22 protein-coding genes and 1 pseudogene are annotated in these 21961 nt (G+C 58.6%); 12 read left to right on the top strand and 11 right to left on the bottom strand.

Annotated elements, in window-relative coordinates:
* The first annotated feature begins 63 nt into the window (after window positions 1-63).
* Both LB559_RS04825 and LB559_RS04820 read left to right on the top strand, forming a co-directional pair.
* Entirely contained in the window at window positions 64-390 is a 327-nt protein-coding gene (locus tag LB559_RS04825) for a low affinity iron permease family protein (RefSeq protein WP_027161870.1), read from the top strand.
* Entirely contained in the window at window positions 335-1723 is a 1389-nt protein-coding gene (locus tag LB559_RS04820) for a phospholipase D-like domain-containing protein (RefSeq protein ID WP_224673152.1), read from the top strand. The genes LB559_RS04825 and LB559_RS04820 overlap by 56 nt, the downstream gene beginning before the upstream one ends.
* A 144-nt stretch (window positions 1724-1867) precedes the next feature.
* Here the strand turns inward: LB559_RS04820 and LB559_RS04815 are convergent, their stop codons facing one another.
* From LB559_RS04815 to LB559_RS04790, 6 genes are all read right to left on the bottom strand, one after another.
* On the bottom strand, window positions 1868-2089 hold the full coding sequence (locus LB559_RS04815) for a hypothetical protein (RefSeq protein WP_013525114.1): 222 nt from the start codon (window positions 2087-2089) through the stop codon (window positions 1868-1870).
* Window positions 2090-2098: 9 nt separating this feature from the next.
* Window positions 2099-2299, bottom strand: a complete 201-nt coding sequence (locus LB559_RS04810) for a hypothetical protein (protein ID WP_013525113.1) — start codon at window positions 2297-2299, stop codon at window positions 2099-2101.
* A gap of 703 nt (window positions 2300-3002) precedes the next feature.
* Entirely contained in the window at window positions 3003-3296 is a 294-nt protein-coding gene (locus LB559_RS04805) for a DUF768 domain-containing protein (protein WP_013525111.1), read from the bottom strand.
* Between the two features lie 142 nt (window positions 3297-3438).
* Window positions 3439-4041 carry a DUF4142 domain-containing protein gene (locus tag LB559_RS04800; RefSeq protein WP_224673151.1) on the bottom strand — a complete coding sequence of 201 codons (603 nt, stop codon included), beginning with the start codon at window positions 4039-4041 and terminating at the stop codon, window positions 3439-3441.
* A 59-nt stretch (window positions 4042-4100) separates the two neighbouring features.
* A complete protein-coding gene (locus LB559_RS04795) occupies window positions 4101-5498 on the bottom strand; it encodes a cytochrome b6 (RefSeq protein ID WP_013525109.1) in 1398 nt (465 codons plus the stop codon).
* A 234-nt stretch (window positions 5499-5732) separates the two neighbouring features.
* Window positions 5733-6032: a hypothetical protein gene (locus LB559_RS04790; protein WP_024504632.1), complete on the bottom strand. Its 300-nt coding sequence runs from the start codon at window positions 6030-6032 to the stop codon at window positions 5733-5735.
* A 659-nt stretch (window positions 6033-6691) separates the two neighbouring features.
* Here LB559_RS04790 and LB559_RS04785 point away from each other — a divergent pair.
* Complete coding sequence (locus tag LB559_RS04785; RefSeq protein ID WP_024504634.1) at window positions 6692-7201, top strand: ferritin-like domain-containing protein; 510 nt, start codon at window positions 6692-6694, stop codon at window positions 7199-7201.
* Window positions 7202-7711: 510 nt separating this feature from the next.
* Here LB559_RS04785 and LB559_RS04780 read toward each other — a convergent pair.
* The gene (locus LB559_RS04780; RefSeq protein WP_164752019.1) at window positions 7712-7876 is read right to left on the bottom strand and encodes a hypothetical protein; all 165 of its coding nucleotides are present in this window, start codon (window positions 7874-7876) and stop codon (window positions 7712-7714) included.
* 97 nt (window positions 7877-7973) lie between these two features.
* Between LB559_RS04780 and LB559_RS04775 the strand changes: the two are divergent.
* Window positions 7974-8222 (top strand): annotated as a pseudogene (locus tag LB559_RS04775) (amino acid synthesis family protein); the annotation flags it as partial.
* A 398-nt stretch (window positions 8223-8620) separates the two neighbouring features.
* Window positions 8621-8938, top strand: coding sequence for an ArsR/SmtB family transcription factor (locus LB559_RS04770; RefSeq protein WP_050580505.1), 318 nt, complete (start codon window positions 8621-8623; stop codon window positions 8936-8938).
* A gap of 114 nt (window positions 8939-9052) precedes the next feature.
* On the opposite strand, the gene LB559_RS04765 is transcribed toward LB559_RS04770, so the two are convergent.
* Complete coding sequence (locus LB559_RS04765; RefSeq protein WP_013525105.1) at window positions 9053-9352, bottom strand: DUF1236 domain-containing protein; 300 nt, start codon at window positions 9350-9352, stop codon at window positions 9053-9055.
* Between the two features lie 474 nt (window positions 9353-9826).
* Between LB559_RS04765 and LB559_RS04760 the strand changes: the two genes are divergently transcribed.
* The 3 genes from LB559_RS04760 (at window position 9827) to LB559_RS04750 (ending at window position 12367) form a co-directional block, all read left to right on the top strand.
* A complete protein-coding gene (locus tag LB559_RS04760; RefSeq protein ID WP_024504638.1) occupies window positions 9827-10204 on the top strand; it encodes a low affinity iron permease family protein in 378 nt (125 codons plus the stop codon).
* Between the two features lie 800 nt (window positions 10205-11004).
* Entirely contained in the window at window positions 11005-11748 is a 744-nt protein-coding gene (locus LB559_RS04755; protein ID WP_024504639.1) for a DUF4142 domain-containing protein, read from the top strand.
* Between the two features lie 22 nt (window positions 11749-11770).
* Window positions 11771-12367, top strand: a complete 597-nt coding sequence (locus tag LB559_RS04750; protein WP_013525101.1) for a hypothetical protein — start codon at window positions 11771-11773, stop codon at window positions 12365-12367.
* Window positions 12368-12867: 500 nt separating this feature from the next.
* Here LB559_RS04750 and LB559_RS04745 read toward each other — a convergent pair whose 3' ends face one another.
* On the bottom strand, window positions 12868-14640 hold the full coding sequence (locus LB559_RS04745; protein ID WP_024504640.1) for an SLC13 family permease: 1773 nt from the start codon (window positions 14638-14640) through the stop codon (window positions 12868-12870).
* An 895-nt stretch (window positions 14641-15535) separates the two neighbouring features.
* Here LB559_RS04745 and LB559_RS04740 point away from each other — a divergent pair.
* Both LB559_RS04740 and LB559_RS04735 read left to right on the top strand, forming a co-directional pair.
* Window positions 15536-15688, top strand: a complete 153-nt coding sequence (locus LB559_RS04740; RefSeq protein ID WP_164760674.1) for a hypothetical protein — start codon at window positions 15536-15538, stop codon at window positions 15686-15688.
* Window positions 15689-15782: 94 nt separating this feature from the next.
* The gene (locus LB559_RS04735; protein WP_224673150.1) at window positions 15783-16712 is read left to right on the top strand and encodes an NAD(P)/FAD-dependent oxidoreductase; all 930 of its coding nucleotides are present in this window, start codon (window positions 15783-15785) and stop codon (window positions 16710-16712) included.
* Window positions 16713-16775: 63 nt separating this feature from the next.
* Here LB559_RS04735 and LB559_RS04730 read toward each other — a convergent pair whose 3' ends face one another.
* Window positions 16776-17015, bottom strand: coding sequence for a hypothetical protein (locus LB559_RS04730; protein WP_024504641.1), 240 nt, complete (start codon window positions 17013-17015; stop codon window positions 16776-16778).
* A gap of 686 nt (window positions 17016-17701) precedes the next feature.
* Here LB559_RS04730 and LB559_RS04725 point away from each other — a divergent pair.
* The gene (locus tag LB559_RS04725; RefSeq protein WP_224673634.1) at window positions 17702-17995 is read left to right on the top strand and encodes a multiprotein-bridging factor 1 family protein; all 294 of its coding nucleotides are present in this window, start codon (window positions 17702-17704) and stop codon (window positions 17993-17995) included.
* Between the two features lie 239 nt (window positions 17996-18234).
* The gene (locus LB559_RS04720; protein WP_024504642.1) at window positions 18235-18486 is read left to right on the top strand and encodes a hypothetical protein; all 252 of its coding nucleotides are present in this window, start codon (window positions 18235-18237) and stop codon (window positions 18484-18486) included.
* Between the two features lie 2313 nt (window positions 18487-20799).
* On the opposite strand, the gene LB559_RS04715 is transcribed toward LB559_RS04720, so the two are convergent.
* Entirely contained in the window at window positions 20800-21699 is a 900-nt protein-coding gene (locus LB559_RS04715) for an SIR2 family NAD-dependent protein deacylase (RefSeq protein ID WP_024504643.1), read from the bottom strand.
* Window positions 21700-21961: the final 262 nt, after the last annotated feature.

Raw genomic sequence — 21961 nt, 5'->3', positions numbered from 1 at the left:
AGGCACGGCGGGGCGGTATGATGTCTCGCCGGAACCAGGGGGGACTGCCGCGAGTTCTCTGGAATGGCAAATCATCCGATCACCAGCGCCCTTACCACAATCGGCACACTGACTTCCCGTCCCGCTGCGTTCCTGGTCTTGTTGGCCTACGCAATTCTTTGGATGATTTTCGAGCGACAGAGCTTGGATTGGCATGGAGCCGCAACATTGTTCACGTGGGCGATGACGCTGTTCATCCAGCGCGCGGAGCACCGCGACACTCAAGCGATCCACGCCAAGCTGGACGAGATCCTGCGGTCAGATCACGCGGCTTCAAACATCACCCGGATCGACGATGAAGAGCCTGAGGAGATCGAAAAACATCGCCATCGCCAGCAACAGGGCGATTGACGTGCAGCCTTTCGGTTCCGTTGCGTCAGGCGCCCGCAAGAAGACCTCCCGCATTGCGCCTTGGCGAAAGGTGCTCATCTATCTGGCCATTGCCGCCATCGGCAGCCTGCTCACGGTGTTGATCATAAACCTCACTCCACAGCCGCGCGTTCTACGATCTATCGTCCCCCACCGGTTCGACGCTACGGATCCCCAATTTCCCAAGACGATGAGCAGCTATTCGCAAGGGCAGATGTTCGGTTCCAACGCGGTCCAAACTCTCGTCAACGGAGACGAAATATTTCCCTCAATGCTGCAAGCAATCGGGGCGGCTCGATCCAGCGTCAACATGGAAACGTATATTTATTGGTCAGGAGCCATCGGCTACGAGTTCGCGATCGCATTGGCGACGAAGGCCCGCGAAGGCGTGGAAGTCCGCGTGAACGTCGACTGGGTTGGCAGCCTTCCCTTCGACGAGGACCTGATCCGCATCATGACGACGGCAGGTGTGCGGTTCGAACGCTATCGGCCGCTACGCTGGTATACGTTGGACCGTGTAAACAACCGAACTCATCGCAAGCTGCTGATCGTTGATGGCCGGATCGCTTTCACTGGCGGGGTCGGCATTGCCGATGATTGGCGCGGGAACGCACGCAACTCAAATGAATGGCGCGACACGCATTACCGGATCGAAGGACCAGCCGTGCCCGCATTCCAGGCGGCGTTCGCCGAAAACTGGCTTGAGACGACCGGCGAGACATTGCAGGGCGGGAAGTTCTACCCTGCAGTTGCGGCCGCTGGCGGTCTCGATGCGCAGTTGATACTTTCTTCGCAGCCAAACGGCTCGGAGAACATGGAGTTGATGATGTTGGCGGCAATAGCCGCGGCCAAGGATCATCTGCGCATCGGCATGGCCTACTTCGTGCCGGACGACATCGCGCTGCAGCAGATTCTTGATGCAAGGAAGCGAGGCGTCTCGGTCGATGTCATCGTTCCCAATTGGCTCACGGATGTGCCTGTGGTGCGAAAGGGCTCGCGCTTTTTCTGGGGCGAATTGCTCAAGGCCGGTGTGCGCATCTTTGAGTTTCAACCCACAATGTACCATCCCAAGCTTTTGATCGTCGACGATGCCTGGGTGAGCTTTGGCTCGGCTAATCTGGATGAGCGATCCTTGCGCCTCAACGATGAGGCCAGTCTGAACGTCTACGGCTTGGAATTCGCGCGGACGCAAATAGACGTTTTCAACGAGGACCTGAAGCGATCAAGGCAGGTCAGTCTGGAAGAATGGCAAGCGCGTCCGCTAAGCGAAAAGGTCACCGACTACTTTGCGAGCAGGTTTCGCTCCCAGCTCTGATAATGGCGAGGAGGCGGAGATCCAAAGTCCCCGCGATTGCTCGCCAGGTATTTCGCAGCCTTGCTGGATCAGGTCGCGGAAGCCCTCCCTCCCAGCCGCGCTCGCCGCTGGACTCTCCCAGTGTTCCGCACGGATGTGGAGAGCCTAAAAGACTTCGATCACCTTACGGCTTCTCTTTTTGAGAGCCTGGATGGGTTTGCGGCGAGTTTGCGGCTGCGCCGGCGACGACTCCACCGGACGCTGTGCAAGCCTTGCTTGTCTCAGCCGCGCCGTCTTCTCGGCGCGTTGTGCGCGTTCAGCGTCCAGCGTCTCTTGGCTGATGCGTTTGGCGCGGTCGTATCTTTCCTTGTCATGATTGCGCGTCACGGACACCTCCTAGCCAGCAACAAAAATCCTGCGAACCTTTTTGGTGACACGCTGCTTGCGTTCTATGGGAGACGGCGTGATGGCCTGTGCGAGGCGCGCTTCCTTCAACCGCGCCGTCTTGGCGGCGCGCTCAGCACGTTCCTTGTCGACAATGATTGCTGCAGCTGATGTGGTCTTCTCGTTGCGAGCGTCATTATTGGTCCGCGGCATCTCAGCGCCTCGCCTTAATTCTTGTCGCCCGCAGAGCCATTTTGTACCTGGGTCGTGCTCTAACCTGGTGTATCGCCCCCTTGGGCGAGATTTTGCCTCGATGAGCCGGCTTCTTGCGCAGGTGGTTGTCGTTGTCCGCTTGTGGGATGGCCATCTCGGTTCTCCTATGCGGGCCGAACTTCGATATGACCCAAGTGTTCCAAGGCAACGCGCAAGCTGCTGGGCTATTTTCGATGCAAGGAAACGCGCTTCAGGCGCGTGATCGGGGAACCGTGACAGGGGGCCCTAGCTGGAACTTTGAGAGCGCAGATAGCGTCGGCGCCTGCACACGGCGGACCTCTCCCAAACGCTGTCAGCCGCGGCGGTGCGATTACCGGCAGCAAAGGAGCTTGGTGTCGACGATGAACTTCCTGGCGACGAGATCGTTCGGACTTTGCTGCGGCGCAGGATCCCCCCGCGAGCGCATTAGCTGGGTGTTGTAGGGCGTTAGGGCCGTTGAACCACCACCGGGGTGTGTCAGTAGCACCTTACAGGCAGCCGCAGGTCCAAACGAGCAGCACCGTTCCAAGCGCATAAGGGACCAGAAGCAAACCTATCGTCACCCAGAAAGCCGGCTCTGCCAAGGCGGCCATGTCCTTGCGAAACTGCTCCATGGGGCTACCCCGGCAACTTCGACAAACGAAAAGAGCTGATCTGGTATGGCCTACGGCCCGCTTTTGGCATCTTCGACCTCCAGCGCATCCATGAGGGCTGCCACATCGCTGGGTTCGCCAGCGGCGTCACCATGCACGCCAGTTCGCGCTTTCTTGAGCGCTTGCTCGATCGCATCTTCAATGTTTCCGAGCTCGTCCTCACGCACCTCGCGACCATAACCGGCCGCTTCGGCATCCTGCTCGAATTGCTGGGCCAGCACGGCGAAGCTCACTTCCTCTTGGCCGGCAAGAGTGCCGACATTCTCCTGCAGCCAGCTTTCAAAAAACTCTTTGGTCGCGTTCATCGGATAACTCCTCCACCGGATTAAGCGCGGCGGCGATCCGAAGTTCCGCCATGGCGTCACTTTCTCAATCAGACAAGCAGACGCGCGTGCGCTGACATTCACGGAAGGCAGCTGAACTTTCAGGTGCCACATGACCGCCGCTTCATTTGGCCTTTTGCGTATCCGGCGCGAACAGGGCTTGGCCTGCCAGCTTCGCGTGCAACGTGCGGGCCAGGTCAAGATGTTCAAGCACCGTCGGCAGCTTTTCGGAGGCGAAGCGCTGAAGCGCTGCATCCTCGCCCGAGCCTATCTCCCAAGCCAGGAGCTGCGCCGTCCTTTGGTGATCGACGATCTGCGCCCTCAGGTACGCCAGCTCAAACGCGGCGCCGTCGAGCTTTTCGAGATCGGAACGGATTTTCTTGTGATCTGGGTCGAGCCCTTCGGGAAGTGGAATCTTGCTTTTATCGGCCACGGATTTCAGCTGCTCATTGGCCTTGTCGTGATCATCGACCATCCGATTTGCAAATTCACGGAGGTCTTCGTGGCTTGTCTTTCCAGCCGCGAGTCGCCCGAACTCTATCTCGGCCCTGCCGCCTGCCGTAATTAGCTGTACGAAAAGCCGATCCTGATAATTCGTCTGGTGCGGTGCTGGAATTCCAGGCTTCTCCATACTGGTATCGGGGGCAAGACCGGCTGGATTGCCGATTTGCGCCAGCGCACAGCAGGGCGACACTGCCAGGACTACTGTCATTATGGCGGCACGCATGAACTGTCCTCCATTCAATACCAAGTTAATTGTCGGCCACGGTTTTTCCCGGATGATGTCTAGAGCGTGAGCAAATAGGCCACCAATGCTTCCTTTTCCGATTGGTCGAGCTTCGTTCCGAGCACCAGGTTGAAGAACTCAACGGTATCGCCCAGCGTCATCAGACGGCCGTCATGAAGATAGGGCGGAGAATCCTTGATCCCGCGCAACGTGAAGGTCTTGATCGGTCCATCTGGAATGGCAACCTGGTCGTTGAACGTCTGACCAACTTTGTAGAATCGCTCGAGCTTCAGGTCGTGCATATTGTTGTCCATGAAGGACTGGGCTGGAACATGACATTCGCCGCAGCGGCCCTTTCCCATGAACACCTGCTCGCCCTTGATCTCCAGCGCACTGGCGGTAGCCGGGTCAAGTCGTCCAAATGGATCGAGCTTGGGTGCCGGAGGAAAATCGATGATGTTCTGCATCTGCGCCATCATCGCGACCTGGTTGGGCCGATCCGGCAGGTTCACGCCCTTGCGGGTGGCGCTCACGTGATCGCCGTTGAAATAGGCGGTGCGCTGTTCGAACTCCGTAAAGTCTTCCACGGAACGCAGCGAGCGCTTGGATCCGTGGATCTGCTGGTTGAACAAGCCGCGCAGGCTGGTTGTGTCGAGCCGGAAGCGCTCGGCTTGCGGCCGCACGTCCGGGGTGAGGTGAAACGCCCCGTTGGTGTGGAAATTGGAATGGCAATCGAGGCAAGCGACACCCGTGCTTTGCATCGCTACCTTCCTGTCCTCGGTCTGGTTGAATTCCTCCTGCGGAAATGGCGTCAGCAGCAGACGAAGTCCTTCCATCTGCACGGGCGTGATGATGCCGTTCATGTATTCGTAGAAGTTGCGTATCGTCAGCAGATCCCCTCGCGACACATCTCCAAGCTCCGGGTGCGTGGTCAGAAATATTGGAGGTGGAAACTCCGGGGTAAGGTGATCCGGTAGATCGAAATCGACGTCGAAGCGGCGCAGATCGCGTCCTTCATCAGCGCCGATCTCTCTAATCTCACTTTCAGGAAAGACCTGACCTCCGGCGGCCTGCTTGACGTGCGGCAACGGTAGGAAGCCTTGCGGCAACAGACCACGATCACGAATTTCCTGAGGGGTTTTCGCTGCCAGGCTGCTCCAGGTTTCGCCTGCCGGCAGTTTCACTCGCGAGCCTTCTTGTACAGCCTTGCGCCCGCCCGACATCATGACGCCGGGCATCGGCCGGTCGGCCAGATCGTAACGGCTCTCGAGCAGGCCGCGTTGCCGTTGTGTCACAGCCGGCTTTTGCGCCTCGTCAGTTTCCTTGACCGCAGAAAAAGGCAAGCTTGGCAATGGACGATACGTCAGATCCGGCGGCAGCGGGTCCGAAGCAACATTGAGCGTGAACGTTGCAGCGCCAAGCAGGACCGGCAAACCAAGATTGAAGATACGCGACATATCCCCTCCCCACAGCGTTGAATTTGGACCCAACCAGTGCGCGCCAGCTTTGTTCCATAGCTTTGATAGCCCCAACGCTCACGCTCGGCTTTTCGATGATCACCGGTGTCTCTGCTCTGGAGGGTGCGATCTGCGTGCCTTGCCTGCGTACCGCTCTCGCCATCTTCTGGCTGATGACTGCACGTCCGCTGCCGACTCGTGGCCTTGCAGCAGGCCTGCATCGAGCGAAGCTATCTATCCCGACATTCCGGATTGTATCACCCCATCGGCCGACGACCCGTCAGACATCGCCGCATTGTTGATCTGGTCCGTCCCGAACTGAGCGACCTGAACCATCATGGCCCTGGCCTTTGCAATGAGTTCATCGTCGGGAAGAGTATGCCCGGCCTGCAGGGTAACTGTAATACACTCGCCTCCCTCGCCCCGAAATTCCACGACCGGAGCCTGGTCTCGGCTGACGACAACTCCCATCATCTGCATAAAAACCTCCTCGTCGCTTCCTGTTGGCCAGACAAACGCACCCAGCTCGGCCATCTAATCCTTGACATACGCCCCAGGTTGACGCCCGCCTCTGGGCGCCTTGGCGTCTTTCGAATGCTCGGCGACCGCAGGGCCTGCTCCGGATATTTTCTCTGGGGCCGGTGAAGGTGTCGCCGGCTTTGACGGGGTCCTGCCGCTCGATTTCTCGGGGCGGTGTGATATGTTAGTTGAAGACTTGTCTGAAGAAGTCATGGCTCTTTCCCTAGCGCGAAAACCCCAATACCAACCTGCGAAACGCCGTGACGTTCCATCGTGATATGATCTCCGTTGTTGAACCTGGAGGCCTCGCTGGGGCGCACCGGCAATGGGCTGATTTCGCAAGACGAATAGCAACGGCCAAGGCGCTCGGGCAAGACACAGCCTGACACGTCGCGGTGCGGGTATTGGAATGCGAGCCGACGCGAAACGCTTCATTGAGATCATCCATCACGGAACCCGCGGCAGGCAGCAGCTTCGTCATTTCTGCAGGAATGCGTTTTGCCAACGCGGACACCGCGACCATGCCCGTCGCCCGCCACTCTCTCCTGGTGCCAAGCGCCCGCTTGCAGCGCCTACCTCCAGGAGCCTGCAATACAGGCTGACTCGGCAGCTCAACCGATGAGGAACAATATCTCCCTTTGAAAGTTCTGGCCGACCCATGAAGGAGGTATGAAATGTCAGAATCACGCGAATGGCTTGTCCAATGGCTCAGGGATGCTCACGCCATGGAGGAGCAGGCCGAAACCATGTTGAATGGGCAACTGAACCGGATAGAGAACTATCCTGAGCTCAGCGAGCGGATTCGCCAGCACATCCAGGAGACCAGACAGCAGGCTGCTCGGCTGGAAACCTGTCTTGACCGCATCGGACAAGGATCTTCCACACTGAAGGATGCCGGCGGCAAGCTGACGGCAATGGCGCAGTCGCTCAGTGGGGTGTTCGCCGGGGACGAAGTGATGAAGGGATCGCTTGCAAGCTACACGTTCGAGCACATGGAAATCGCCTCCTACACAATCCTGATCGCCGCCGCCAAATCGCTAGGCGAAGCAGAGGTCGCCCAGCTCTGCGAAGAGAATCTGCGTGAGGAAGTTGCGATGGCGGACTGGTTGAAAAGCCATATTCCAGCGACAGCCGAGCAGTTCCTCGCGCGGGCCGACTCGGAGAGTGACAACGCCAAGCGCTGATCTACGATCGTGGCTCGCAGGCGATAGTGAGCACCGGTCAGCGCAGCGTACGGGCCCACGCTGACCGCCGTGGCGCGGGCCCACATAGCAACTACCTTGACCAGGTAATATTCGTATCGGTCTTGGGGGTGACCGTCCTGTTTGGGCGGCAACGACAAAACGACCTGGTCTGATGACGGCAGTTCCTCATGCGGGCGTGGAGCGTCATTCCGATTGAAAACAGGAACTGAGAGAGCGGCATCTTGCATCAAGACGCAAGTCGCAAGAAGCATCGTTAGGCCACTGAAGTGAGAACCTCCGTCGGGCCGGGCCACGAAACATTCGGCAGCGGTCGGGCGTTGTCTCGGGAGTTTGGGGCGACCCGCACCGCCATGTTTTCTTGGCAGGTGATCGAGTGCGTTCTGGGAAATGCGCGTGCCACGCGGCCTCCGTTATGGCCTGACGATTCGTCCCATCAAGCTGGTCGTTTGTGCCCTCATGCGAGGAGGAAGTCCTTCCAGGCCGAGCGGGTCAGGCAACACCGGAGTATTTTTTCATTACCCTTGCTGCTCGCACGAGTGACGACCAATCAGCTCCCATAGTGGCGACGAGGTCACTAGCTTCTTCGCTGGAAATGCCGGTGCGGGCGGCGAGCTTCTTCGCAAGCAAATCGAAAGCCAGTTCGACTATCGTCATCGTTCAGCCCTTTCGCTAAGCTCTCCAATACCCTCTCGGAGGGTCTCTCGCATTAGCCCATGTTAATGACGCCATTATCCGCGAGGCGAGAAGCAATTTCCTTCACCTCGTGGGCGGCACGACCTATCTCGAATTCTGCAACACACGCAGCGCGCCTGGCGCGCTGCTGTCGCTTCCGATGATGCACAAGAGTGAGAACGGTCGCCGCTCACACTTCATCACCGCCAATTTTCAGATCGCAGACGGCCCGGCTGCCGACGAGATCGTCGTGGCCATCGGTGCTGCGGACGGCGGCTGGGTCGGCATGCGTCAGGAAGGCAGTCGCCGATTGACGGGAACAATTTAGCGAACAGTAAATTCAACGGTCTTCTGGTAGGAGGCAAAAGTGTCCCAGCGAAGCGTCGACAAAGACCGATTGGAGCGCGCAGACCGCGAGGCAAAAGTTGCTAACGCGGCCGAGAGAGAGGCGCGTTATTTGAAAACTGCGCGACTTCGAGAACAACGCCTTGCTGCCGAAGCCAAGGGTCCCCAGGCTTCGAAGAAAGGCCGATCCAGGAGCTAAGGCGCTTAGCCGCCGAGGCTGGCCGTGAGACAGCGACGCCCTTCTGATGGAACATACACCACGCTAATAGTTCTAGCGCGCCGGGCACGCGACGATCCCGGCACATCCTCATTGGGGCGCCCGCCGCTGCCGTCAAGGAGGCCGGCGCAAGGCGCGCTCGACGCGTGAGCGAGGGGAACATCATGAATCCCGAAAAGCCCAGCATTTATGCGCCATCCGCCGAGCTGCTCGCTGCCATGGCTAATGAAAAGCGCCTTCTCGCTCTAATGATTCTTGCTGACGGAGAAATGTCCGTTTCTGATCTGGCGCCGCGATTGGGGCTTAGCAACTCAGCACTCTCCCAGCATCTCGGCATGATGCGAGAATCTGGTCTGGTCACCCGGAGGCAGGAGCGCCATAAAGCGTATTACTCGTGCACAGATCTTGCCCTGAAAGTCCTTGAGCTCCTGGACTGGCTTGTTGAGCGGAAAACTCTGCCTGGCGGCGACCATCATCCATAAAGCCGGACCTTTGGAAGGTTGCGATGTCGGGACTCAAGGCTCGTCACCGGATTGTGGAGATTTGTAAGCTTCGACCCCGCCGCCAGGCGATGGCGGCGGGGTTGGATGGTTCGTTCAGTCGTAAACCTTGATGATTTTTCGGGTGCCCGGGTCCACCAGCACCGTGCGGTTGTCGACCACAACGTAGCGATATTTGACGTTGGGGACCTCATGGATCTCAACCGTTTCCGGCAGGGCTGTCCCGACATTCAGTTCCACGCCGGGGAGCTTGACCGACGCCAGGGGCTGCTTCTTCACATATTCGCGGATGACGGTGTCCTGTTCCGGCTGGATGATGATGTCGTCCGCGGCGGCTGAGCCGATCCCAGCCAATAGCAACATCGCTGCTGCGGTGTTCTTTAGAAGCATGTTCATATCTGCACTCCTGTAGGGACGGGCGCAACACGATCATCGTCCCGCGCCGCCCGGCAAGTTGAACATGGAGCCGCCCTAAACGTTCCGCCCTAGGTACTTAGGTCTAGTCCCCTTGGGACCTAAGTCTGGTTCTGGAAACCGCATTGGTCCTGTCAGCGGCAGCGGCTGGAACGCTTGGCTTCCGCGGCTGTTGTCTCTCGAATTTGGAAGAATGCAGATGGATAAAGTGTGGACCAAGCACGCTGGTTATTCGCGGCTGTTCCCTTTCTCGTGATGGCACTCGTTCTTGGCTGGCATGTGGTGGATCGGCGGGCAAACGTCCCTTCCGACGCCGAACCCGTATCTTTAACCTGCAGTAGGTGACCTGATGTTGCGCGACAAGGAGAGTCGGATCTTAGAGGCAGGCCTGCTGGCGGCCGTGCCTGTTTGTGTGGCGATTACCGCACTGGTCGCCTTGATGACCTTGGCCAGCATATGAATCGGTTCCTTTTCGCGGCCTCCGACTTCCTATCTCGGCCGCCAGGCTTCTATGTCATGCTCATGGCAATGGTTTTGTGCACCGCCCTGGTGCCTTTTGGACTGACAAATGCGGTCACCTATGCCCTGTCGGTTGCCGCCATCGTGATCACCGGTGTTGTCCTTTTACAAGGCTATCGCGATACCGCCGCCATTCACGCAAAACTCGACGAGATCATCGTTTCACTGAAGGAAACCAGGAACGACGTTGTCGGATTGGAGCATGCCGAGCCGGACGAGATCAGGGAGAAGCTTGTAAAACTCGAAGAAGAAGCGTCCCAAACGATCGGGGCTGCCAGGCGCGAACTTTCGAAAGCAACAGGAGAGAGATCATGAACAATCTCATTTGGCTCGTTGGTGCGGTGGTCGTCGTCTTGGCGATTTTGAGTTTTTTTGGCCTTCGGTAGGCGACGAGCATTTCCGCCGACAACCTGAAGGATCAGGGGGAACTACACTTGGCGTCGCAAATTGCTTTCATGAATGACAATCAGCCGCCCCCCGACAAGTTGATATCCGAGCCACCGCCAGATTGGCAGGGCGTGTTTTTTGCCACCGCTGCCCTCGTCTCGTCCTTATGCGCCCTGCTGCTGGCATTTTGGATGTCTGTTTGATCGCTGTCGGAGGGGCCATTGTCCTATAAAGAGCCAAAAAGGTTTGGCATCAAAGTTGCTTTGACAAGTTGGGGCGGATGAAGCCCGCCGCTTCGCAAATGGGGCGGCGGGCTTTCATAAGCTAACCCTCAGAAACGAGCCTTGGCCGGCATTTTACTTGGCGAAGGTCACGCATGTCGACCTGCTGACGCCGCCGGGATGCCTGGGTAAGCGCAATCTGTTGCGCTACTGACATCTTTCCGCCGTGTGGTGATCTTCTGGTCGGCCGTCCCGTCTGCTTCAGGCTCTTTGCCGGCAAGCATACCAAACTCACCGTTGGTTTTCCGCCATCAGGTCCCCTCTGCGAGCAATGGCAACTCTTCGATCGGTCTGGGGTTCCTGGACAATCTGGGATCGGTGTCACTCCGCCCAGCTCGTGACGGCGGGAATGGCGCCCCGAAAATATCCGACATTTATCAAGGCCCGGAACAAAGATGGCGCCGGGAGATTGGAGTTCATCGTCCTCCTCAACCAAGGAACCTAAGCATGAGAACCAAACTACGCATGGCATCGCTGTCGATCGCGACCGCAATGACCGCTGTACTGCCTGCCTTGTCAGCAGAGACGGCCCAGGACTTCGTCACGAAGGCCGCGATCGGCGGGATGTTCGAAGTGCAGTCCAGCAAGGTCGCTCAAAGCAAGCTCCAGGATCCGACCCTTAAGGATTTCGCGCAGAAGATGATCTCCGACCACGGTGCTGCGAACGCCAAACTCGAGAGTATTGCCGGCGAACAGAAATTGCAGGTGCCCGCCGACCTCGACGCTGCCCACAAGAGCGACGTCGACAAGTTGCAGTCAGCTGCGGCGCCAGTCGATGCAACCTATGCCGACATGCAGAAGACGGCGCATGCCGATGCTGTAAGCATGTTTGAAAGCTACGCCAGGGACGGCGACAATTCCGCTCTCAAGTCGTTTGCAAGCGAGACGTTGCCGACACTCAAGATGCATCAGGAGATGGTTGGCAAGGTCGCGGCTGCCGCTCCTGCCCCCGACAGTTCCGCGCCAGCCGCGTCCGATGCGGCCGCCACAAATTCTGTGGCCCCGGTGCCTGGCGCCAACAGCTTCACCGAGGACCAGGCCAAGAACGCCATCGAGAAGGCGGGCTACTCGGACGTCTCCGCCCTGACGAAGGATGACAAGGGCATCTGGCGTGGAACGGCGAGCAAGGACGGCAAAGCAGCACCCATCGCCCTCGACTTTCAAGGCAACGTCGTTGCCGGCAAGAATTGATCTCCAACCAAGGACAAATCAGATGAAAACCGTAACAGGCCTCTTCGACAATTATGATCAAGCAAGCGACGCTGTGGGCGAGCTTGAAGCCACGGGCGTTCCGCACGACGATATTAGCATCGTGGCGGGTAATTCGGGCGGCCGGCTTACGGGCGAAGCGTCGGAGGCTGGCGAGGATGCGGCAGCAGGGGCTGGTGTCGGCGCCGTAGTCGGCGGGGCCGGCGGCCTGCTCACCGGCCTTGGCCTGATGGCCATACCTGGTCTCGGCCCCGTGGTTGCCGCGGGCTGGCTGGCAGCGACTGCGGTCGGCGCTGTCGGCGGTGCCGTGGTCGGTGGCGCAGCTGGCGGCATCATCGGCGCGATGACAGAGTCCGGTGTGCCGGAAAGCGACGCACATGTTTATGCCGAAGGCGTTCGGCGCGGGGGAACAATGGTTATAGCCAGGGTCGAAGACGACCTTGTCCCCGACGCGGAACAGATACTGAAGCAATATAATTCCGTCGACATAGCCCATCGGCGAACCGAATACGAAGCAGGCGGTTGGACCGGCTTCGATCCAACGGATGAAGTCTACACAGGTGATGACCTGGAAAGCGCCAGAGGTCGTCGCAACGTGTGAGATGAAATGACTGGGCGGCTAACAGCCGCCCTCGTCCTTCCTGCGCGATGTGCAACGCTGGTATCTCAGGTAGCACCAAGGTCGAATGGTCGTCGCGACGACTTGCAGTTCACCAGGGCCCTGCCGCTGAGCAACACACGACTTGTGATGCTGATCGCAGCCCGAAAGGGCCTCGTATTCTCGAAGAAAGCGTTATCGGCCTGTCGTCATCACGAAGGTGAACCGGCTTTTCCTAGGTGAGAAACGACGTCAATACTCCGCCAAGCCCCTGACAATCTCGCTGCGGTGTATAGTCCATGGCCTAAGGTTTGTTTGCTGGCTTTCCCTTTGCCCCGATAGAGCGGCCGGAACACAGTTTCTGTTGCCGCGGGCGGGACGAGAGGGGAACTGCTGGCGACACTGACCGCAGGTTGGCCAGCCCGCGTCAGGCTTGCGCGGCGACCTCATTCACGAATGTGGTGTCGTGTGGGATTTCCAAGAAGACATCCGAATATCGGATGTCAGTTCATTGGCCAGACGATCATAAGCATCGGCACAGCAACAATGACTACGAGGAAAGACAGGGGCAGTCCCAGACGCGGATAGTCGCTGAAGCGGTAGCCACCCGGCCCCATGACAAGCGTGTTGCACTGGTGTCCGATCGGGGTGAGAAAATCACAGCCGGCGCCAATGGCGACAGCCATCAAGAACGGTTCGGGCCTGTAGCCCAGATCACTAGCAAATTCGGCGGCGATAGGCGCCATGACAAGGACGGTGGCGGCATTGTTGAGGAATGGCGTAACGGCCATGGCGGCGACAAGGATGAGCGTCAGTGCGCCGGACGCCGGAAGGAGGGTCCCCAGTCTAGCAAGCTCGCCGGCAACTACTCCCGTAGCTCCTGTACTGCGTAGTGAATCGCTCACTGGAATGAGAACGGCGAGCATGACGAGGATAGGCCCATCGAGCGATTGGTAAACATCGCGGAGCGGAATGACCTTGAAAAGCACAATCGCGACCGCGGCCGCGAAAAAAGCGACGGACACTGGCAGCAGCCCAAACGCCGTCGCCACCATGGCGAGAGCAAGGACCACTACCGGCACGATACCCTTGCGGACGCTACCAAGAAGGATAGCCCTTTCTGCCAGCGGTAAGCAGCCGAGTTCACGAAGTATCTCGGGCATCCTCGCTGCACTGCCCCGCAAGACGACAACGTCCCCGAGCCTCAGCTCGACTGCGGCCAGCCTGCGGTCGAGGCGCTCCCCACGACGGCTGACGGCCAGGAGGTTGACGTTGAAGCGATCGTAAAGGGCAAGGCGCTGGGCGGTCCAGCCGATCAAAGAGGAGCTTTCACCGATTACGGCTTCGATAGCGACCATCTCGTTGGTGGTGTCGTCACCACCGCCCCTATCCCCGGTCACGCTGAGCCTGCCCTGGGAGACAAGGCGATCCAGCGCTTCTGGGTCGCCCTCGAGCAACAGGATGTCATCCACCTTGAGGACCACGTCGGGCAGTGGCGTCATCCGCATCGTGCGATTGCGCAGGATCGACGTCACGATTGCATCGCCCCCGGCGAGCTTCATGAGGTCTGCGACGGTTTTCCCGAGCACCGTGGAGTCGGCGACAATTCGAGCCTCTGTAAGGTAATTCTTGATGTCGAGGGCTTCATTCAGTGACCCGCCATGCTTTTCGCGCACCGGCAACAACCAATAGAAAAACAGCAGGAAGATCGTTCCGGCAGCGGCTATGGCAGCTCCAACAGGTGTGAAGTCGAACATTGTGAAGGCGGTTCCGATCAGCTCCTCTCGCACTCGGGACACTACGATGTTGGGTGATGTTCCCACCTGCGTCATTAGTCCGCCGAGCAGTGACCCGAATGCCATGGGCATCAGGAATATCGAGGGTGAAATGTTAGACCGGCGCGCGAACTGGAAGGCGATCGGAATCATGATAGCGAGCGCCCCGATATTCTTTACAAAGGCAGAGAGGATCGTGACCACGATCACCAGCAGCGCCAGTTGCGACCGAACTCCCGATAATTTCGGAGCAAAGCGCTTGATCGCTGCCTCCATGATACCCGAGCGTGCTATCCCTGCGCTCACCAGCAGAGCACTGCCGACAATAATCACGATATCGTCGCTGAACCCGCTGAAGGCTTCGTCAAAAGGCACAATGCCAACCGCGACAGCAAGCAACAGTGCCACAGCCGCGACCAGATCATATCGATAGCGACCCCACACGAACGCTGCCATCATCACGAAGGTTACGGCAAACGACAAAATTTGCGGCGTAGTCATGTCTTCGAATGCCCCGGCCCGCCAGTGCGACTAATGAGAACGGCCAAACCGCCCCTTTTGTTGCTTCGCTCATTGCTGGGCCAAAGCGGTCCGGCGGCGTTGGGCCAGGAGCGGATCGGCAGCGTTTAGAAACGGATTTTACGAAGCGGTCTTCGGACTTTGACAGACATCGATGTGCTCTGACCAATCCGACGCTTCAGCCCCAAACCAGGAAGGCCGAGCCGGGATCAAAAAGGATGCGCTTGCCTCATGTCGAGTCCACCTGGAAAATCGCCCGGACACCACGGATCGGGCGGCGTGCGGAGATCTTTTTCTCACCTGAAGTGCCACAGCAACACCCCCGATATGCAGGGAGGTGCCTCTGGTGCCTGACCCGTGGGCGAGCAGTTTTCTTGGCTACATTCGATTCTCAGGAAGCTTGAATCACGCGGCCTCTCTTTTGTTTTCGTAGCTGACAGGAGCCCCCTCGAAAGCCAGATCACTCCCGCGAGCCCAGTTCTTCTCAGCATCGATCAGCTCATTCTCCCCAGTCAAGCCGTTCAGAAACAGCCTGAGTACGTGCGCAGCTGTCCGTTCTCCGGCCCACGAAGCAACAGGTACGCCGCGCTGTTCGCAGACCGTCGCACAAACACGGGCAAGCATCACAATATCGCTCGGTTCCAAAAATCGACCTGGATACAACATACCGTCCTCTGTTGGAAAGCCTCGTGAGCCTTTGATTACGCGAGGTCACCGGCAGCAACAATCAACTATGATAGTCTGCACCTCGACTGGGTCAGTAAATTTGAGCGGCCCTTCAGACGATCGGCATTGCGCCCTCCGGATCGGAAGGACGGGGCTATCAGGTGGGTTTTCCCGGCAGGTCGATCCGATTCGAATCGCGTCGGCTTGGAAAATGCGCACGGTCGCAGGTCTAACAAGTTGGCCTGTGAAATGCCATGTCGGCATTTTCGGGCACCTCGAATTGAAGCCTGATTTGCAGAAGCTGGAATCGCTTGATGGCGAAGACTGCGCAAATCAGATCGAGGCGCGCGCCATCGCCCGGTGAAAGGGACCTCGACGAGTTGCCGCGTAAATCACGTTTGGAGGCCTGACCGTCGCTCATCCCCTCTGCCAAAGCAGGGAACAAGATCCTGTTTGCAATGTTGGGCGAAATGCCAATTTCTTCCCCCGGTCATGAATTCGACGTGGCTATTGTCGGCGGCGGCCCCGCAGGACTTGCGGCAGGCATGTATCTGGCCAGATTCCTGCATTCGGTGATCGTGGTCGACGCTGGCGACGCACGAGCCAAGCTCATTCCAAAATCGCATAACTGTCCTGGCTTCCCGGACGGCGTAGGCGGGTCAGAGTTGCTCGGCCGTCTCAAAGCCCAGGCACAGAGATACGGTGCAGGCGTAGTGGACGGTCGTGTAGCGGGCGCCAAGAAGCGCGACGGGACCTTTGTGCTGACGACCACCTTCGGGACCATCCGAGCAAGGCGCGTGGTTCTTGCAACCGGGATCGTGGACAAGGCCCCGGCAATAGAAGGGCTGGAGGAGGCCGTCGCGGCCGGCACTGTCCGACTGTGTCCGGTCTGCGACGCCTATGAGGCCGTGGGCAAGCGCATCGGCGTCGTCGGCCCAGAGCATCTGGCGCTCAAGGAAGCCCTGTTTTTGAAGGAGTACAGCGGTCAGGTTACCTTGCTCGCCAACTATCCGGAGGATATTTCGGATGCCGCCCGCGGCATGGCCTCGGCAGGCGGCATCGAAATCTGGGACACCGTCGAGGATCTTGTTGCTCGGGCAACCGGGTTCGGCGTTGTCATGGCCGACGGTGCGCCAATGCGGGAATTGGATGTGGTGTACCCCGCAATGGGGTCTGATGTGCGCTCTGAACTTGCCGTCGCACTCGGTGCAGAGTGTGACGCGCAAGGATATGTTCTGGTCAGCCGACACCTCGAAACGTCGACTGCGGGTCTCTATGCCATTGGAGACGTGGCTGAGGGCCTCAATCAAATTGCCGTTGCGTTTGGCCATGCCGCCACCGCAGCAACACATATCCACAATGCACTTCAGTCTAGACCGGAAAGCTGACCGGCCACCCTAGCACAGGGCGCGCGCCATAGCGCTCCAGGTCAGTGCGCTTCGAAGGACGCTTCAGATCCGCTCATCGGTGGCCGGCCTCGGGCGCGAAACGTTCAAATCAATTTTGTCCGGCAGGTCTGGCCAGGCATTTTTGATAGCGGTGGTTGTCATTCGATGGACAGGCGGGATGATGACCATCCGGACGTGTCGTTCAGGCCAGAGCGGGTTCCCGAAAATCAGAAAAACGACTGCTACCAGGACACTGACCAACCCCGCTGCAAACACGTTCGCGATGATCTCACCAGGCTGCATACACTCTCCATGAATGAGTACCCGCCACGCCAAGCGAGCCGTGGCGGGTAAACAACCAACCGACGATGAAGGGACGATGATCGACGGTCACATTCCAAATGTGGAAAAGGCTTCCTTGTTTCATAGGTCAGACCTTTGCGATTCCATGTCGGGCTTTGGTCGGGCCCAGACACGGTAGAGTGCTTGCAATGAGGTGTGTAGCAGCGCCAGCGCGAAGGCCCGTCATCAGCAACAAACCAGGTTGCCTGGATCCGCAACATATTTAGTGGGTCCGCCCCCACTTGCGGGTAGAGGCGGACCCGGGCGAGGCTTGGGGACCTCGACCGGCAGCGGGGGACGCTGCCGCTATTCCAACCTGCCGTGGCATATCAGGTTCCGCTGATTAACGAAAAGCCGGCCACCGCGAAGTGGTGGCGGGCAGGTTCTGGAGTGTGCTGGGACCAACCAGCATAGGTCAACGAGCCGCAACAGGGTTGGTTGCGATAGCGGGCGGACGCCCGCCAACCCTCAGCGCTCGCTTCAGGCGCCCACTGCTTGCCCCCCTCGTCCCAGTGCCGGCCTATTGCCTGACGCATGCATCGCTGAGACATCGCTCGTGACGACCGTCCCCCGCGCGGGAATTGCTCGATCTTTCGATCGTCGATAGATCGAAGGAACATTTTAGACGTATCGAATGTTCAAATCCTATGGACAGCCGAACCCAACTTTCACCAGCTCAATCGAGAGCAGCACGCGCCCTGCTGAACTGGCCGCGAGTACGGCTTGCCGCAAAAGCGAGCGTTAGCGAAATGACGATCAGAGATTTTGAGAACGGTATTCGAAATCCGCGTCCCCACAAGATCGCGGCCATGCGTCAGGCGTTTGAGGACGCGGGAATTGCTTTCACCTTCGAAGGCGCTCCATCGCTAGCCCGCCGTGAAGGGCATAGCAGTCTCTCCACCACCAATAGAATGTGGCGCAGCCGGCAGAGACAAGCATAACGATAAAGGTCCTTGAGCCTCGTATTAGCAATCCACTTGACCCACAGCCCACCTAAAGGGGCGAGCCAAGAAACCGGTCAAGCCGGTGAGGCGTCGTTGCTGTATGCATCGTTTGAACATTACTTCCGATACGCTCCTGACTTCTTCATTGACCTCGTCAGGCTTGGTACCGGCATCACCGGCGGCTGGTCCGCAAGGTCGCTGGCAGCCATGGGGGGAGCCGGTTCTGGAAACGGCAGATGGCTCGCGATCCAATCGTCGAGGAACCTGCGGCCGCGAGCATCATCCGGTCAAACCAGGATCGTAGTGGAGATGGCATCGTGGATCGTGCCATAGAGGCTGTCGATGGGCTGGCGGAAGCGTCCATGCAGTCACGATGCTTTCAGCTCATCGAACCTCGGGCGCCAAAGAGTGTTCCGTTGGTTTTTGCTGAAATGGCGGGAACTTTTTCCTCCGGCGGTGATTTTCGTCGCCATGACAAAACTGTCTGACCTTGGACCTCGCATCCCCCGCAACGGGGGTAATTGCATTCGCGAAAAGGACCGCTTCTACGCGTGTCCATCTTGCGGCCAGAAAGTCGATCAGACCGATTTGCGGCAAGTCATGTGGCACGAACGGCCTGGCCACGAGCCGCTGGAGCCGGAAGACAGCGCGACGATAATCAAGTTCCCGGAGCCCCGGAAATAGCGATCAGTCGCATGTGACCCGCCGTCCATCGAGGCAGCGGGCGCGACTTCCCCCCTCGCAAAAATCAAAGGAACAAAGGTCAGATCTCGCAGTTGTGCGATCACCTGGGAGGGAACGATGTTGCATCACGAAATCGGCACTGTTTCGGACTGGTCGAAGTTGGTGGCGGACGATCCTCTCATCGCCGCCGATATCGCCAGCGTCTTTCTGTGCTAGCGTGCAATGACAAGTCTACCGCTGCCCACGTCCAGTCGCCCAGCGCCGTGAGATTTCGAGGTTCCGACCTCACCAGCCTCGCAGCACCCACCGAGTATCCGCGGCCGATTGTGCTTCTAGCGACGATCTGTGGGTCGACGGTCGTGGGTATAACGCTGCTTCTGGCGGCGGCGGTTTGAGCCACGGGACCTGATGCCGCTCCCCCAGACACTGTCTTCGATTGAGATGACGCTCGAATGTCCGGCATGCGGAACGGCTTTCATCAAACCGGGGCGTTGGTTCATCGCTGCCGCCCACTATCGGTGCGAAGGTTGCCAGCGTTTACACCGCCTTACCTATCCAGAAAAGGTGGAATTGTTCGACAGATATACCAAGCGTCTGACGACAGTCTCGCAGCGAGGGACAACGAGGCCGCGCGAGTGCCCCAGCTTACAAGGCAACGACAAGGCCAGTGACGCTCCACCGGGACGGGAAGGGTAACCGACGAGGCAGCGGAAGAGTGTTCGCCTGCCAGCACGTCCGGCTGATGCTTGGTTCGATCACTCGTTTTCTGACCATCTCGTTGCATGACAGCGACGACGGCAGAGCTTTGGTTCATAAAACCGAGGAGGTTCGTTTGAGCCTGGCTTCACGTTTAGGACGGCGTCCCGTAGCGGCCGCCACATGATCGAGCGGCCTTCATCCGCTGCAAGCACCTTGCCGCGGCGCACAGATTACGATGGCCGAGATGAAATGATAAAGATTGCCGAGGCGTTGATGAGAGCATCGACACCGATAGACATGCCAAACGTCGGCATGCCGCGATGGTCTGTAGCACTCGCCATTCTGCACGATGCGGAGGGTGGCGCTTCCAGCATGTGGAACATATCGAAAGCCGCTGTGTTCTGGCGCCAAAGGAGATCGCGATGATCCGTTGGCTAGTCAGAATCGGCGCCTTATATGCGGCATACAAACTCGGCGAAGCTGCCGGGCGCAGTGAGCAGGAGGTCATTCCTCTCCCGCCCTCCGACCGGCAACGGCAGCCAGGTAGGCAGGAGCGGACCGACCTCGGCGTCGAGCCATCCTAAAAACGCAGGTCGCTGGCCGCAGGCCGGTTCTTCAGCGAATAAGCTCGTCCCATGACAGGCGTGTGACGCCAACGCTCTGTGCGAAGGACGGGGCGCGGCGCTGAGCTTCGGGATGTTGGTCAATCGATCGATACACAGCGAAGACCCGTCATTGATCAGCAATGACGGGTCTTGCTTTGAGACCACTTGGCCCGGGGTTGTAAGCCAAGCTGCCACCCAAACTTTGATTCGCGACACAGGTTCCCAGCTTGGCCAAATAATGCCGGTGGCGTCATCACCACACAAAGGCCCGCCGCTGAACGGACAGGCGGCGACGGGCCGCACCAGACCGCTTGGCTGTGCAGGCCAAGCTGCATGCCGAACATCGATCTTTTCACAAGGGTTCCAGCGCCGTGGTTCGGACCGGAGGAGGCCGGTTCTGGTAGGCAGCGTCCAGGTCGCCGACAGGCACCACACGAACATCTATCCCAAAAATTGCGATCGCATCGGGAGGACTTCGAAGCTGTCGCCAACTTCGGGCACCGATGATGGGAAGCGACGCTGCGCGTGTCCGGCCAAAGTCGCTATAATGTCCAAGGTTGCGTCCCAACAAAAAAGCCCGCCACCTTTCGGCGGCGGGCAGTCTCACAGGGGGAAAACACACTGAACGGGAACAGTGCCCCCTTCGAAGCTCGTTGATGCGAGAATGTTCCAGCGCGTCCGCCAGAATAGTTGAAAGCTCACATGGGAGATCGCATGCTCTATGGGATGCGATTTTCAAACTGGCCACACAAACTGGCTATGATCGCCTCTGGAACGACGTTCTCTGCCGTACGGCGTTCCTTGAGAGCCCGCCTAGCTGCCCCTTGATCTGACTGTTTCAATCGCTCTTTGTCTGACGACGGTTCCCTCATGGGTCGTCTCTCCAGGCTCGGCTCTGTCCCCAACCATCTCCGCCAGCCGGCTGAGGAAGTCCACCAAAGCAGCTTGCGGCTCGTCGATTTCGCCGACGACGACCGAAATGCCCCAACGTCCAAGCACGGCCTCCTCCACAGGGTTTCGGCTGGTCATGAAGATGAACGACGGCGGGCGATCTTTCTCATAGCCGGACCGATGCCACGTCTGCCAGAGACGGTGCAGCAACAACCGAATGTTTGGGTCGGAAAGGCTATAGCCAATGAAGAGGATCGTGCTGCCGAGTGCATCCGAGCGAAAACGCACGTCCAGCGGAGAATTGAAGGAGAGACGATCAAGGTAGTCCGTTTCGGTGAGGACGAGGGAAGAATCCTCGTCGAAATCACCATGGAATTTGACGATGTGGGTAACGCCCTGGCGGGCCTGCGCTACATCGCGTGCATTGGCCACTTTCACGTAGTCCCGACCGTATATTTCGTAAGCCAGTTCCAGGTTCCGGTCATAATTGGTTGTGTAGATGACAGGGAAATCGAGCTTCACGATGAGACGATGCAACTCGGATTTCTCGATCCGGTCCTTGGGGACAGACCAATTTCGGTCCATCCAACTGCGAAGTGGCCCGATGCTGCCATGCTTGATCCGATAATACTCGGCCAGGGTTTGAAAACGATCGCGTCGCATGGAAAATTCGTCGTCGACACCGAGCTCCTTTGCCATCCGCTCTATCAGCTTCTCCCAAGAAGGGAGTCCAACACTGATCGACACCCCTGCCCCAACAAACAGAATTGCGCTGCGGTGGTGAATTGCGTTGGCGAGCGAATCTACAGGGTCATCGTTCATGGCCAAGGCTTTCGAGGCCACGCGCGCAGGCAGACCCTAAAGGCGCTTGTTGTTTCGGTTGCTGTCGATCTTGGAATGCAGCCAACCATCTGGAACCGCACGGCTCATGGCAGCCGCATTGTGGTTCGCTGCCAGCGACCGGCTCCTGTTTCTGCTTACCGGTCATGTGGATCCGGTTCTGCGCCAGCCACTTGCCACGGCTTCGTTCCAGTCGCGCAATTGCTGAGAGCCTGCGTCGCTTCGGGCCAGGGAAGTCGGCGAG

Source organism: Mesorhizobium sp. BR1-1-3 (assembly GCF_020165455.1).
Taxonomy (GTDB): Bacteria; Pseudomonadota; Alphaproteobacteria; order Rhizobiales; family Rhizobiaceae; genus Mesorhizobium; species Mesorhizobium ciceri.
This window is presented reverse-complemented; position numbering and strand designations above follow the sequence as displayed.